This window comes from Streptomyces chartreusis, from assembly GCF_008704715.1.
Lineage (GTDB): Bacteria > Actinomycetota > Actinomycetes > Streptomycetales > Streptomycetaceae > Streptomyces > Streptomyces chartreusis.
In genome coordinates, this window is sequence record NZ_CP023689.1 from 6,853,587 (window position 1) to 6,867,624 (window position 14,038).

At 70.8% G+C, this 14,038-nt stretch carries 14 protein-coding genes; 5 read left to right on the forward strand and 9 right to left on the reverse strand.

The window, feature by feature from the left end; genetic code table 11:
* Nucleotides 1–248 precede the first annotated feature (248 nt).
* A complete protein-coding gene (locus tag CP983_RS30120; RefSeq protein ID WP_030955030.1) occupies nt 249–743 on the forward strand; it encodes a DUF3145 domain-containing protein in 495 nt (164 codons plus the stop codon).
* 66 nt (nt 744–809) lie between these two features.
* On the opposite strand, the gene fabF is transcribed toward CP983_RS30120, so the two are convergent.
* The 5 genes from fabF to fasR all read right to left on the reverse strand — a co-directional run bounded on the left by fabF (nt 810) and on the right by fasR (nt 5,765).
* On the reverse strand, nt 810–2,081 hold the full coding sequence (gene fabF, locus CP983_RS30125; RefSeq protein ID WP_030955028.1) for a beta-ketoacyl-ACP synthase II: 1,272 nt from the start codon (nt 2,079–2,081) through the stop codon (nt 810–812).
* Between the two features lie 85 nt (nt 2,082–2,166).
* Nucleotides 2,167–2,415, reverse strand: a complete 249-nt coding sequence (locus tag CP983_RS30130; protein WP_004001566.1) for an acyl carrier protein — start codon at nt 2,413–2,415, stop codon at nt 2,167–2,169.
* Between the two features lie 102 nt (nt 2,416–2,517).
* A complete protein-coding gene (locus CP983_RS30135) occupies nt 2,518–3,519 on the reverse strand; it encodes a ketoacyl-ACP synthase III (protein WP_107906775.1) in 1,002 nt (333 codons plus the stop codon).
* Between the two features lie 15 nt (nt 3,520–3,534).
* Complete coding sequence (locus tag CP983_RS30140; RefSeq protein WP_150503035.1) at nt 3,535–4,470, reverse strand: ACP S-malonyltransferase; 936 nt, start codon at nt 4,468–4,470, stop codon at nt 3,535–3,537.
* An 89-nt stretch (nt 4,471–4,559) separates the two neighbouring features.
* The gene (gene fasR / locus CP983_RS30145; protein ID WP_093745868.1) at nt 4,560–5,765 is read right to left on the reverse strand and encodes a fatty acid biosynthesis transcriptional regulator FasR; all 1,206 of its coding nucleotides are present in this window, start codon (nt 5,763–5,765) and stop codon (nt 4,560–4,562) included.
* An 86-nt stretch (nt 5,766–5,851) separates the two neighbouring features.
* Between fasR and CP983_RS30150 the strand changes: the two genes are divergently transcribed.
* Together CP983_RS30150 and CP983_RS30155 are read left to right on the forward strand one after the other, a co-directional pair.
* Nucleotides 5,852–6,505 carry a pirin family protein gene (locus CP983_RS30150; protein ID WP_150506970.1) on the forward strand — a complete coding sequence of 218 codons (654 nt, stop codon included), beginning with the start codon at nt 5,852–5,854 and terminating at the stop codon, nt 6,503–6,505.
* 83 nt (nt 6,506–6,588) lie between these two features.
* Nucleotides 6,589–8,844, forward strand: a complete 2,256-nt coding sequence (locus CP983_RS30155; RefSeq protein WP_150503037.1) for an MMPL family transporter — start codon at nt 6,589–6,591, stop codon at nt 8,842–8,844.
* A 6-nt stretch (nt 8,845–8,850) separates the two neighbouring features.
* Here the strand turns inward: CP983_RS30155 and CP983_RS30160 are convergent, their stop codons facing one another.
* Both CP983_RS30160 and CP983_RS30165 read right to left on the reverse strand, forming a co-directional pair.
* The gene (locus tag CP983_RS30160; RefSeq protein ID WP_125523751.1) at nt 8,851–9,666 is read right to left on the reverse strand and encodes a serine hydrolase domain-containing protein; all 816 of its coding nucleotides are present in this window, start codon (nt 9,664–9,666) and stop codon (nt 8,851–8,853) included.
* Between the two features lie 19 nt (nt 9,667–9,685).
* Nucleotides 9,686–10,156, reverse strand: a complete 471-nt coding sequence (locus CP983_RS30165; protein ID WP_107906779.1) for a GNAT family N-acetyltransferase — start codon at nt 10,154–10,156, stop codon at nt 9,686–9,688.
* 97 nt (nt 10,157–10,253) lie between these two features.
* On the opposite strand from CP983_RS30165, the gene CP983_RS30170 reads away from it, so the two are divergent.
* The gene (locus CP983_RS30170; RefSeq protein WP_030944507.1) at nt 10,254–10,727 is read left to right on the forward strand and encodes a MerR family transcriptional regulator; all 474 of its coding nucleotides are present in this window, start codon (nt 10,254–10,256) and stop codon (nt 10,725–10,727) included.
* On the forward strand, nt 10,724–11,737 hold the full coding sequence (locus CP983_RS30175; RefSeq protein WP_150503041.1) for an aldo/keto reductase: 1,014 nt from the start codon (nt 10,724–10,726) through the stop codon (nt 11,735–11,737). Before CP983_RS30170 ends, CP983_RS30175 begins: the two co-directional genes overlap by 4 nt.
* A 137-nt stretch (nt 11,738–11,874) precedes the next feature.
* On the opposite strand, the gene CP983_RS30180 is transcribed toward CP983_RS30175, so the two are convergent.
* Nucleotides 11,875–12,735: a DUF4429 domain-containing protein gene (locus CP983_RS30180; protein ID WP_150506972.1), complete on the reverse strand. Its 861-nt coding sequence runs from the start codon at nt 12,733–12,735 to the stop codon at nt 11,875–11,877.
* A gap of 57 nt (nt 12,736–12,792) precedes the next feature.
* Nucleotides 12,793–14,010: an alpha/beta hydrolase gene (locus tag CP983_RS30185; protein WP_150503044.1), complete on the reverse strand. Its 1,218-nt coding sequence runs from the start codon at nt 14,008–14,010 to the stop codon at nt 12,793–12,795.
* Nucleotides 14,011–14,038: the final 28 nt, after the last annotated feature.

The window sequence follows — 14,038 nt, forward strand, 5'->3', positions numbered from 1 at the left end:
TCCGTCCCGGTCGGCCACCCACTGATGTGTCCAACCAATAACAACGCACGAGGGTTCCCGCCCGGCCGATGCAACGGCTCACACCCGTACAAGCGTCCCCCCGGGTGAATGGCGGGCGTTTGACGGCACCTGGACCGACGGTACGTCACACTCCTTGCGCCGCCGCACGGTAGCCTCGCCATCAACGTGGCCGCCCGGCCACGATCGTCCGCCAGTTCGCAAGATGTCCGCTCTGCCCGGAGGTCCCGGTGACGACACGTGGAGTTCTGTACGTGCACTCCGCGCCGCGCGCGCTGTGCCCGCACGTCGAGTGGGCCGTCGCCGGGGTGCTCGGCACGCGCGTCAACCTCGACTGGATCCGGCAGCCCGCCGCGCCCGGCACCTGGCGCTCGGAGTTCTCCTGGCAGGCCGAGGCGGGCACCGCCTCCAAGCTTGCCTCCGCCCTGCGCGGCTGGCACCTGCTGCGCTTCGAGGTCACGGCCGAGCCCTGCCCCACCGCCGAGGGCGAGCGCTACAGCTGCACGCCCGAACTCGGCATCTTCCACGCCGTGACCGGCATCCACGGCGACATCCTCATCCCGGAGGACCGCCTGCGTGCCGCCCTCGCCCGCTCCCAGCGCGACGAGACGGACCTGGAGGCCGAGATCGCCAAGCTCCTCGGCAAGCCGTGGGACGACGAGTTGGAGCCCTTCAGATACGCGGGTGAGGGCGCGCCGGTGCGCTGGTTGCACCAAGTGGTCTGAGTCCTGGACATGTGAAGGGCCCCCACCTCGAGAGGTGGGGGCCCTTCACGTACGTACAGAGGTCGCTCAGACCGTCCGGAACGCCAGCACCACGTTGTGCCCGCCGAAGCCGAACGAGTCGTTCAGCGCGGCGATGCGGCCCTCCACGGGCAGCTTGCGGGCCTCGCCACGGACGACGTCGGCGTTCGCCTCGGCCTCCGGGTCCAGGTTCTCGACGTTGATGGTCGGCGGAGCCACCCGGTGGTACAGCGCGAGCACCGTCGCCACGGTCTCCACACCACCGGCGCCGCCCAGCAGATGCCCCGTCATCGACTTGGTGGCCGACACGGCCATGTGGTCGGCGTCGTCACCGAACACCTTCCGCAGCGCCTTCAGCTCGGCGATGTCACCGGCCGGCGTCGACGTCGCGTGCGCGTTGACGTGCACGATCTCCGCCGGGTCCAGGTCGTTGCGCTCCAGCAGGTTCTGCAGGGCCTGCGAGATGCCCCGCCCCTCCGGCTCCGGTTGCACGATGTCGTGCGCGTCGGCGGAGATGCCCTGCCCGACCGCCTCGGCGTACACCCGGGCCCCGCGCTTCGCGGCATGCTCGGCGGACTCCAGGACGACCACGCCGGCGCCCTCACCGAGGACGAAGCCGTCGCGGGCGACGTCGTAGGGACGCGACGCGCCCTGCGGGTCGTCGTTGTTCTTGGACATCGCCATCATGTTGCCGAACGCGGCGATCGGCAGCGGGTGGATCGCCGCCTCCGTGCCACCCGCGACGACGATGTCGGCGCGGCCGGTGCGGATCATCTCGATGGCGTAGCCGATGGCCTCGGCGCCCGAGGCGCACGCGGAGACCGGCGTGTGCACGCCCGCACGGGCGCCCACGGCCAGACCCACGTTCGCGGAGGGGCTGTTCGGCATCAGCATGGGGACGGTGTGCGGCGAGACACGGCGAACGCCCTTGTCCTTGAGCACGTCGTACTGGTCGAGCAGGGTCGTCACGCCACCGATGCCGGAGGCGATGACGGCACCGAGGCGGTCGGGGTCGACCTTCGGGTCCTCACCGGCCTTGGCCTCGAAACCGGCGTCGGCCCAGGCCTCCTTGGCCGCGATCAGCGCGAACTGCGCCGAGCGGTCCAGGCGGCGGGCCTGCGGCCGCGGGATGACCTCGGTCGGCTCCACGGCGACCGGCGCGGCGATGCGGACCGCCTGCTCGGCGGCCCATTCCTGCTCCAGGGGCTTGACGCCGGACTTGCCGGCGATCAGGCCCTCCCAGGTAGAGGCTGCGTCGCCACCCAGCGGTGTGGTTGCGCCGATACCGGTGACGACCACGGTGCGATTGGTCGAGCTCACGGGAATTCTTTCTCCAACGGATACGAGGATTCAGCGGCGCCACCGCCGGGTGGCGGGGCAGGCAGCCCCAGGGTGGATCGGAGGATCAGCCCTGGTGCTTGAGGATGTAGTCGGTCGCGTCGCCCACGGTCTTGAGGTTCTTGACGTCCTCGTCCGGGATCTTGACGTCGAAGCGCTCTTCGGCGGCGACGACGACCTCGACCATGGACAGCGAGTCGACGTCCAGGTCGTCGGTGAAGGACTTGTCCAGCTGGACGTCCTCAACCGGGATGCCGGCGATCTCGTTCACGATGTCGGCGAGACCGGCGACGATCTCTTCCTGAGTGGCGGCCATCTTGGCGCTCCTTCGTAGATATCTCAGAGGGTTTGGCGTCCGCCGCGTGAGCGGCAGGTGGTGCGTTTCCCGTGCCGGCTCACATGATCCGGCACGGAGTGCCTAGGGGAGAGTAACGACCGTCGCGGCGTATACGAGACCCGCCCCGAATCCGATGACGAGCGCGGTGTCGCCGCTCTTCGCCTCGCCGGTCGCCAGGAGCCGCTCCATCGCGAGCGGGATCGAGGCGGCCGAGGTGTTGCCGGTGGTGCGCACGTCACGGGCGACCGTGACGTGTTCCGGCAGCTTGAGTGTCTTCACCATCGAGTCGATGATCCGCTCGTTGGCCTGGTGCGGGATGAAGACGTCCAGGTCGTCCGAGGTGATCCCGGCCGCGTCCAGCGCCTGCTGGGCGACCTTCGCCATCTCGAACACGGCCCAGCGGAAGACCGCCTGGCCCTCCTGCGTGATCGCGGGGAACTTGTCGACCTCGCCGGCGCGGTAGTCCGTCCACGGCACGGTCTGCTTGATCGTCTCGGACTTGTCGCCCTCGGAGCCCCAGACGGTCGGGCCGATGGCGGGCTCCTTGGCGGGGCCCACGACGACCGCCCCGGCGCCGTCGCCGAACAGGAAGGCCGTCGCACGGTCCTCCAGGTCGGTGAGGTCGGACAGCCGCTCGACGCCGATGACCAGGACGTACTCGGCGGAACCCTCGACGATCATGCCCTTGGCGAGGGTGAGGCCGTAGCCGAAGCCCGCGCAGCCGGCCGAGATGTCGAAGGCGGCGGCCTTGTTCGTGCCGAGCTTGTCGGCGATCTCGGTGGCGACGGCCGGGGTCTGCTTGAAGTGCGAGACGGTCGAGACGATCACGCCGCCGATCTGCTCGGCGGAGATCCCGGCGTCGGCGATGGCCTTGCCGGACGCCTCGATCGACATCGCGGCGACGGTCTCCTCGTCGCTCGCCCAGTGCCGCGTCTCGATGCCGGAGCGCGAACGGATCCACTCGTCGGACGAGTCGATCTTCTCCAGGATCACCTCGTTGGGCACCACACGCGTGGGCCGGTAACCGCCCACGCCGAGGATGCGCGCGTACGGGGCGCCCTTGCTGGGCTTCAGCTTCGCCATGCTCCGGGCTCCTTGTCAGGCGTGCTCTGCGATGAGCTCGCGAGCAGCGTCCAGGTCGTCGGGGGTCTTGAGAGCCAGGGTCTTCACACCCGGCAGCGCGCGCTTGGCCAGACCGGTCAGCGTGCCGCCCGGGCACGCCTCGATCAGGGCCGTGACGCCGAGCTCCTTGAAGGTCTCCATGCACAGGTCCCAGCGGACCGGGTTGGCGACCTGCCCGACGAGCCGCTCCAGCACCTCGGCGCCGGTGGCGACCGTGTGGCCGTCCTTGTTGGAGACGTAGGTGACCTTGGGGTCGCCGGGGACGAGCTCCTTGGCCGCCTCGGCCAGCTTGTCGACGGCCGGGCCCATGTGGTGCGTGTGGAACGCGCCGGCGACCTTCAGCGGGACGACCTTGCGCACGCCCTCCGGCTTGTCCTCGTTCAGCGCGGCGAGCTGCTCCATGGTGCCCGCGGCCACGATCTGGCCGGCGCCGTTCATGTTCGCCGGGGTCAGGCCCAGCTTCTCCAGGTGCGCGACGCTGACCTCGGGGTCGCCGCCGAGCAGCGCCGACATGCCGGTCTCGGTGATCGCGGCGGCCTCGGCCATGGCCAGGCCCCGCTTGCGCACGAGGGCCAGCGCGGCGGTGTCGTCGAGGACGCCCGCGTAGGCGGCCGCGGTGATCTCACCGACGCTGTGGCCGGCGACGGCACCGGGAGCGCCCGCCGCGTCAGCGGCAAATGGGTAGGCACCGAGTGCCGCGGCGGACAGGATGCCGGCCGCGACAAGCAGCGGCTGCGCCACGGCGGTGTCCCGGATGGCGTCGGCGTCGGCCTGCGTCCCGTAGTGGGCGAGGTCCAGTCCGATGGCGTCCGACCAGGCACCGAGGCGGTCGGCGGCACCGGGCAGTTCGAGCCAGGGGGTCAGGAAGCCGGGCGTCTGGGCGCCCTGGCCGGGAGCGACGAGTACGAGCACTCTCACACTCTCTCTTGGGGACGGGCAGCGCCGCCCGTGGGGACAAGGACGAAGAACACGAGGGGGTTTTGTGGGGCCCCGACAAAAGCCTAGAGCTGGAGATCGCCGTCGGCCAGACGCCCCAGGATCAGCGCGATCCGCAGAGTGAACGCGGAGCGTACATCGGACGGCGACCAGCCGGTGACGTCAGTCACACGTCGAAGCCGGTAGCGCACGGTGTTGGGATGCACGAACAGCATCCGCGCCGCGCCCTCCAGACTGCTCGCCTGTTCGAGATAGACGGAGAGCGTCTCCAGCAGAGCGGAGCCGGCTTCCTCGAGCGGTCTGTAGATCTCCTCCACCAACTGCTCGCGCGCACTGGGATCGCCCGCGATGGCACGCTCCGGGAGCAGATCGTCGGCGAGCACCGGCCGCGGGGCGTCCTGCCAGGCGGAACACGCCTTCAGCCCGGCCGCCGCGGCCTGCGCGGACCGCGTCGCGGCCAGCAGATCCGGTACGACGGGGCCCGCGACCACGGGTCCTGCGGCATACGGCCCGATCAGCGACTTGGCCACGGCGAGCGGGCTGTCGCTGCCGCCCGCGATCACCACCAGCCGGTCCCCGAGCACCCCGGTCAGCACCTGGAGCTTCGCGTGCCGGGCGGCCCGCCGGATGGCCTCCACGGTCAGCTCGCTGTCCCCGTCGGGCGCCGTCCCGAGCACCACGCACACATGCTCCGGCGAGTTCCAGCCGAGCGCCGCGGCCCGCGACACGGCACCCTCGTCGGCCTCGCCGCTGAGGACGGCGTTGACCACGAGCGACTCCAGGCGGGCGTCCCAGGCACCGCGTGCCTCGGCGGCCTGGGCGTAGACCTGGGCGGTGGCGAAGGCGATCTCCCGGGCGTAGACGAGCAGCGCCTCGCGCAGCACGCTCTCGTCGCCGGGAGCGGCGACCTCGTCGATCGCCGACTCCATGACCTCGATGGTCGTGCGCACCATCTCCACGGTCTGGCGCAGCGTGATGGCGCGGGTCAGTTCGCGCGGGGCGGTCCCGAAGACGTCGGTGGAGATCGCCTGCGGCGCGTCGGGATGCCGGAACCACTCGGTGAAGGCGGCGATACCCGCCTGGGCGACGAGCCCGATCCAGGAACGGTTCTCCGGGGGCATGGCCCGGTACCACGGCAGCGTCTCGTCCATCCGCGCGATGGCCTGCGCGGCGAGGGAACCGGAGGACTTCTCCAGCCGCTTCAGGGTCGCGGAGTGGTCATGGGCGTCGTGCGCGGCGGCGGGGGAATTTCGGGCTTCGGGTTCGGGCACGGGGACAAGACTGCCTTATCCGGACGCGAGTGCGTGCCGGAGGGTCGCGGGTGAGCCTTTCCCGGTGCGGCTACGGTGGTGCCGTGATGGATGTACGGCGCGCCGCGGAGCGCTATCCGGGAGGGGATCCGGCCTCGGGCATCGAGTCGCGCCACGCCTTCTCCTTCGGCCCGCACTACGACCCCGACAACCTCCGCTTCGGCGTGCTGATCGCCTGCAACGAGGAGCGGCTCGCGCCCGGCGCCGGCTTCGACGAGCACCCGCACAGCCACACCGAGATCGTCACCTGGGTCGTCGAGGGCGAGCTCACCCACCGCGACTCCACCGGCCACGAGACCCGGGTCGGCCCCGGCGACGTCCAGCGGCTCAGCTCGGCGGGCGGCGTACGGCACGTCGAGCGCAACGACGCCGACGTGCCCCTGACCTTCGTCCAGACCTGGCTGGCCCCGCTCTCGCCGGGCGGCGACCCCGCGTACGAGATCGTCCACGGCATCGCCGACTCCACGCCGTACGCCGTGCCGGAGGCGGGCGCCATGCTCCATGTGCGCCGACTGGGCGCGGGCGAGCGGACGGCCGTACCCGACGGGGCGTATCTGTATGTGCATGTCGTGCGCGGCGCGGTGCGGCTGGACGGCGAGGAGCTGGGCGCCGGGGACGCGGCCCGCATCACGGACGCCAAGGACGTGGAGGCCGTGGGGGTGAGCGCGGCGGAGCTGCTGATGTGGGAGATGGCCGGCTAGCGGGTGATGTTCGAGATGCCCGATCGGTCGGGGCATCGTCAAATGGAGGTCTCGAACCCGCCCGGCAGAGAAGAGCCGAGCCCATGGCAAGACGCAAGGCCGAAGGGGGACGGGGCGACGCCCCGAAAAGTGGGGGACTGCGACGGCTCGGTGAGTGGTGCGCCCACCACTTCGTGATCGTGATCGTCGCCTGGGTCGTGGCGCTCGGCGTGCTCCAGGCTCTCAACCACATCCACGGCGGGGAGTACTCGGACAACTTCGCCCTTTCAGACGTGCAGTCCGAGAAGGGCCTGGACGTCCTCAAGGAGCACGATCCGCAGGCCGGCGGCTACAGCAGCCAGATCGTCATGCACGACGCGGACAAGCCCCTGACCTCGTTCGGCTCACAGATGTCGACCACCGTCGCCGACCTCCAGAAGCTGCCGCACGTGCTGAGCGTGCAGAACCCGCTGGAGGCCACCTCCTCCAAGGTCGGGCCGCTGTCCTCGGACGGGAAGACCGGCTACATCACCATCCGCTTCGACGAACAGCCCTCCCTCCTCGGCGACAGCTACCTGAACGGCGTCGACAACGCCGTGGAGCCGCTCAGACAGGCCGGCGTCGACGTCGAGTACGGCGGATCGCTGGGCGAGCTGGAGCGGCCCGCCGGCAACGACCGGATCAGCGAGGCGATCGGGTTCGGCGTCGCCATCGTCGTCCTGCTGATCGGCTTCGGCAGCCTGATCGCCGCCTTCCTGCCGCTGATCTCCGCCCTGATCGCGGTGGTCGGTGGACTGGCCTGCCTCGGGCTGCTCGCCATCGCGTTCACCTTCGCCACCGTCTCGCCCACCCTGGCCACGATGATCGGCCTCGGTGTCGGCATCGACTACGCCCTCTTCCTGCTCACCCGGCACCGGCAGAACCTGATGGACGGCGCCGATCCGGTGCGCGCCGCCGGACACGCCGCCGCCACCAGCGGACGCGCGGTCCTGGTCTCCGGCACCACGGTGATCGTCGCCCTGATGGGCCTGTGGGTGTCCGGTGTCAGCTTCATCGGCCTGCTCGGCGTCGCCGCGGCCGTCACGGTCGTCTCCGCCGTCCTGGGCGCGCTGACCCTGGTCCCGGCCCTGCTGGGGCTGGTCGGCCGCAACATCGACCGCTGGCACGTGCGCAGGCCCATCGCCGAGACCGAGGCCGGAGGCGACATCTCGCAGGGGACCTGGCACCGCTATGCCAAGCGCGTGGAGCACCATCCGTGGCGGTATCTGTCCGCCGGCGTGGTCACCGTCGCGGTGCTGGCCATCCCCGTCTTCTCGATCCAGCTCGGTCACATCGGCGACGGCGCCGACCCCACGTCCTTCACCGACCGGCGGGCCTTCGACCTGATGACGGACGCCTTCGGCGCGGGCTCCAACGGGCCGCTCACCGTTGTCGTGGACCAGACGAACGTACCGGACTCGCAGCGCTCCGACCTGGCCTCGAAGACCCAGCAGGCCCTGAACGACGCGTCCGGCACCTCCTTCGTCAGCCCCCTGCAGCCGACCCAGGACGGCGACGTCCTGGTCGGCACGGTCTACTCGTCGGTGTCCCCGCAGAACAAGGACACCACCAACCTCGTCAACCGCCTCTACGACCACACGCTCCCCGACGCGGCGTCCGGCACCGACGCCAAGGGCTATGTCACCGGGACCACGGCCGCCCAGGTCGACTTCCGCAACATCGTCGCGCAGCGGCTGCCCCTGATCATCCTCGTCGTGGTCGGCCTCGCCTTCCTGATCGTCCTCGCGGTCTTCCGCGGCCTGCTGGTCGCCGTGAAGGCGGCCGTCCTCAACGTCCTGTCGATCGCGGCCTCGTACGGCGTCGTGGTCGCCGTCTTCCAGTGGGGCTGGGGCGGGCCGGCGCTGGGCGTGCACGGCAAGGTGCCCATCGAGAGCTATGTGCCGATGATGATGTTCGCGATTATCTTCGGCCTGAGCATGGACTACGAGATCTTCCTGCTGTCCCGGGTGCACGAGGCGTGGCGGCGCACCGGGGACGCCAAGGACTCGGTCGCGCACGCGCTGGAGATCACCGCGCGTGTGATCACCTGCGCGGCGCTGATCATGGTGAGCGTGTTCGCGGCCTTCATCATCAGCGACAACATCGTCGTCAAGATGCTGGGCCTGGGGCTCGCCGTCAGTGTGCTCATCGACGCGACGGTGGTCCGGCTGCTCATGGTGCCCGCAGTGATGACGCTGCTGGGCGAGCACGCCTGGTGGACACCCCGCTGGCTGGACAGGATCCTGCCGCACATCGACACCGAGGGCGCGGGCGAGCAACTCGGCGCCCTGCCGGAGCCCGGGTCGCCCAAGGACAAGTGACCGGGCCTACAGCCCCGCGAGCACCGCGTCCGTGAACGGCGGCCACACCTCGACGGCCCACGGCCCGAACGCCCGGTCCGTCAGCGCGACGCAGGCCGCGCCCGCCTCGGGGTCGAACCACAGGAACGTACCCGACTGCCCGAAGTGCCCGAAGGTGCGCGGCGAGGACGAGGCGCCCGTCCAGTGCGGGGACTTGCCGTCGCGGATCTCGAAGCCGAGGCCCCAGTCGTTGGGGTTCTGGTGTCCGTACCCCGGCAGGACGCCCTTCGTCCCCGGGTACTGCACCGTCATCGCCTCGGCGACCGTGCGCGGGTCCAGCAGCCGGGGCGCCTGCACCTCGGCCGCGAACCGCAGCAGGTCCTCGACGCTCGACACGCCGTCCTTGGCCGGGGAGCCCTCCAGGGAGGTGGCCGTCATGCCCAGCGGCTCCAGCACCGCCTGCCGCAGATACTCCGCGAACGGGATGTCCGTCGCCTTGGCCACATGGTCCCCGAGCTGCTCGAACCCGGCGTTGGAGTACAGCCGGCGCTCCCCGGGCGGGGCCGTCACCCGGTGCTCGTCGAAGGCCAGCCCCGAGGTGTGCGCGAGCAGGTGCCGCACCGTCGACCCCGCGGGCCCGGCCGGTTCGTCGAGCTCGACCGCGCCCTCCTCGTAGGCGACGAGCACCGCGTACGCGGCCAGCGGCTTGGTGACCGAGGCCAGCGGGAAGCGGTGCCCGACGGGACCGTGCGTACCCACGACCGTGCCGTCCGCGCGTACGACACCCGCCGCCGCGGTGGGCACGGGCCAGTTCTCGATCAGTGCGAGGCTCTGCAAGGACATGACTGTGAGCCTAAGCCGCTCAGAGCTTCAGAATCATCGTGGGGTCCGGCTTGTGGACGAAGCCCAGGGCGGCGTAGAGCGGCTCGGCCTCCGCGGACGCGGTCAGCATGACCTGCCCGGCGCCCCGCTCGCGGAACCACTCGAGCAGCTCGTCCATGCACGCGCGCGCGTAGCCCCGGCGGCGGGCCCGCGGATCGGTGGCGACGCTGAAGACGTACCCGGTCAGGCCGCGCGGATTGCCGGCCTTCCCGATCCGGTAGTCGATCGTCCCGACCACCAGAGCGGCCAGCGAGCCGGGCAGGTCCGGATGGTCGACCACGAAGGCGGCGAAGTCCCCGTCCGCCTCGCCCAGCCTCGCCGTCAGCGCCGGCAGCGACTCGGTGTGCCAGCGCGTGGACCGGTCCCCGCCGGGCAGCGCGTCGATCATCACCTGGCGCAGCCGCAGCACCTCGGCGGCGTCCTCGGGCAGGGCACGGCGTACGAGACTCATGTCCGGCACGCTAGTCACGGTGATCCCGTCACGTCCCGCGGTTTTCTTACCGTTTCCGCTTGCTTGGAGCGCACTCCAAGGTCATAGCGTTGAGGTCATGACGGTGATGGAGACCACGAGTACCAGGACCGACACCTGCGCCGCCCCGCCGCACCCCCATCGGCGGCCCGCGGGCCAGGACAGCTACACGATCAGCGAGGTCGTCGCCTTCACCGGTCTGACGGCCCACACCCTGCGCTGGTACGAGCGGATCGGTCTGATGCCGCACGTCGACCGCTCCCACACGGGCCAGCGCCGCTACAGCAACCGGGACCTGGACTGGCTCGACCTCGTCGGCAAGCTGCGGCTGACCGGCATGCCCGTCGCCGACATGGTCCGGTACGCCGAGCTGGTGCGCGAGGGCGACCACACCTTCGGCGAGCGCTTCGAACTGCTGGAGACGACCCGGCGCGACGTCCTCGCGCGGATCGCCGAGCTCCAGGACACGCTCGCCGTGCTCGACCGGAAGATCAGTTTCTACGCGGACGCAGGGCGTCTGTACGAGCAGGAGAAGACGGAGAAGGCGGTATGACCGACAGCAGGATCGCGACGGCACGACTCGGCGCGACCGGACCCGAGGTGGGTGTCCAGGGCCTCGGCTGCATGGGCATGAGCTTCGCGTACGGCCCGTCGGACGCGGACGAGTCCAGGGCGACCCTGGAGCGGGCCCTGGAGCTGGGCGTCACGCTGTACGACACGGCGGACGCGTACGGGGCGGGGGAGAACGAGAAGTTCCTCTCCCCGTTCTTGCGGGCCCACCGCGACGAACTGGTGATCGCCACGAAGTTCGCTCTGGCGATCCACCCCGACGACCCGACCAGGCGGATCATCCGCAACGACGCGCCCTACATACGCCAGTGCGTCGAGGCCAGCCTGAAGCGCCTGGACGTCGACGTGATCGACCTCTACTACATGCACCGCCGGGACGTGAACGTCCCCCTGGAGGAGACGGTCGGCGTCATGGCGGAGCTGGTCGGCGAGGGCAAGATCAAGCAGCTGGGCCTCAGCGAGGTGACGGGGGAGGAGCTGCGCACCGCGCACGCCGTGCACCCGATCGCGGCCGTGCAGTCCGAGTGGTCGCTGTTCAGCCGTGACATCGAGGCGAAGGTTGTGCCGGTCGCCCGGGACCTGGGCGTGACCCTGGTGCCGTACTCGCCGCTCGGCCGAGGCTTCCTCACCGGCTCCTTCGCCAAGGCCGAGGACCTCACCGCCGACGACTTCCGCCGCCAGCAGCCCCGCTACACCGGCGAGAACGCCGCGGCCAACGCTGCCCTCCTGGACCCGATCCGCACGGTCGCCGAGGCGCACGGAGCGACGCTCGGACAGATCGCCCTGGCCTGGGTCCAGCAGCGCGCGTCGGTGCACGGCCTCCCGATCGTCCCGATCCCGGGCACCCGCAAGCCGTCCCGAGTCGAGGAGAACACGGCGGCGACCCGGATCGTCCTGACCGAGGAGGAACTGGCACTGCTGGAGCCGATCGCCGAAAAGGTGGCGGGCGACAGGTACGCGGACATGTCCTTCGCGTCGGGAGGCAGGGAGTAGCGCAGCCCTTCGCGGCGGCGAGCAGCGGCCTCCTGAGGTGCCGGGGCCCGCAACGTCCCCAGGGGCGCGGGGAACTGCGCGACCGGCCCCCACCGACCCGCACTCGCCGACGCAGCGAACCCGGCACCCGCGAAGCGCTAAAGCTCTGCCAGCAACTCGGCCTTCTTGGACGAGAACTCCTCGTCCGTCACGAGCCCCGCTTCATGCAGCTCGCCCAGATGCCGGATCCTCTCCGCGATGTCGGCCGGATCGCGCCTCGGCGCACTGGCCGGCACCGCGGCGACCGGCCCACTCCTGCGCACGGCCGAGAGAACCGCCGCCGCGAACGGCAACGACTCGTGCACCGGCCCGTACCCGAGCCCGAACACGACGGCCGCCGGATCCTGGTCCGCCTGCGCCGGCTGCCCGTCCGCCGAGTCCCGCCGCAGCAGCCGTAGATGCCCCTCGAACACCTCCGGCGACCGCCACTCCACGCCGCTCAGCTCGGCCACCGGGAAACTCTGGTCCCCGGCCTTCCACTTCGCCGAGGACGCACCGGTCCAAAACCACCTGAAACGGACGATATTCCCGTCAAAGGTGGCTTTCGCGTCATATGCCTTGAAGTGCATCGGCACCTCGGGCGCCCCCACCAGAAACTCCTCGGCCGGCCCGGACTCCGTCAGCTGCGCCCGCAGTTCGTCGCCGTAGTACTCGGCCAGCGTCTCGCGCTCCGCCGGCAGCACCAGCCGGTACGGATCGCCGCTCTCCTTCAACTGCCCTGCCGCCGCCTCCAGCAGCGGATCGGCGCCGGGCCTGGGCTCGATGCGCAGGGCGACGGTTCCGCGTTTGCCGGGCGTCAGCGTCACCGCACCGATCGCCGCATAGGGAACACGACGCTCACCGAGCGCCTGAAAGAGCTTAGGTGTTCGAATCCCCCGTTCGTAACGGATGAGCACGGAGTCGGACTCGAACTCCCAGGCGGCATGAAATCCGGCCAGTACGTCACCCATGCGGCTCATCGTATGCGGCACGTGCTCCTCCGTCGCCACCCCGCGTACACCGCAATTCCTGCGCGTCTACGCGCGTTCGGCCGACGCCGTGTCGGACAAACCCGCCCGACAGGCCTCGGCATCGTGTGCGCAGCGCACCGCGTGGTATGCGCCAACGCCGATCTCGGCGAAGTTCGCCACACTCTCCGTGCCCGGCTCGAAATAGCCGGCGTGGCCCTTCGCGTCCCACGCCGACAGCACCCGGGCACCGAACGCGGAGGACACCGGGTCCTCCCCGTGCCCCAGCCCGCCGACCTCCAGGTACGGAACGTCCTGCACCCAGTCGTCCGCGTCCCGCATCGCCCACACCCGCGCGGACGTACCCAGCTGGGAGGCCTTCGCGACCCGCATCCCGGGGCTGCCGGCCACCGCTATGTCGGCGACCCGCTCCGGCAGCGCGGGCGCGGCGAGGCCGCACAGCACCGAGCCGTAGCTGTGGCAGAACAGGGAGACGGGCGAACCGCCGGGCAGGCCCCGCACCAGCGCGTTCAGCCGTACGGCCCCCGACTGGGCCCGCATCGCGGTCGCCGAGTCGATGCCGAGCCCGTTCGGCGCGGTGTAGTCGGCCCAGGCGATCACGGCCGTGCGTGTCGTCGAGTCGGCCTCGCGCTCGGCCGCGTACAGCGACTCGGCCATGCCGACCGGTGCCGTGTACTTGCGGTTGGTGCGCTGGAAGGTGAGCAGATCGGTGTCGACGCCGGGGACGACGACCGAGATCCGCTCGGCCCTGGTCAGGTCTCCGAACACCTCCGCGGCCCGCCCGGAGCCGTCCGGATCGAAGGCGAGGATGTGCCGTTGCGGCCGCATCATGTCCTCGAAGCGATGCATACGGCGGCCCGCCTCGCGCTGCCCGTCGGGCGTGAGCCGTTTGTCGTGCATGCGTTTGCGCTCGACCTCACGGGCGTCGTCGAGCGCGAAGCGGTTCGCGCGATAGCGCAGCTCGACCGGCGCGCCGTTCATGTTGCCGACCGCGAGCGAATAGCGGTCGGCGAGGCTGGTGCGCTGTGCGTCGGTCAGCGAGGCGAAGAACCGGGCGAGCCGCGTGGGGGAGGAGTTCACGGCCGGCAGCTCGTGCCCGGCGATGCTGCCGCGCTCCCAGGCGCTGACCGAGGCCTGGAGCGGAGCGGAGCCGCGGTGGTGCCGCAGGGCGGTCCAACCGGTGGTCGCCAGCATCACGAACACCACGGCCAGCGCGAGAAGAGCGCGCCAGACGTTCAGTTGCGGGGAGGTGTCGAAGGAAGTCACTGGGAGGACACACTAGGAGAACGGGAGG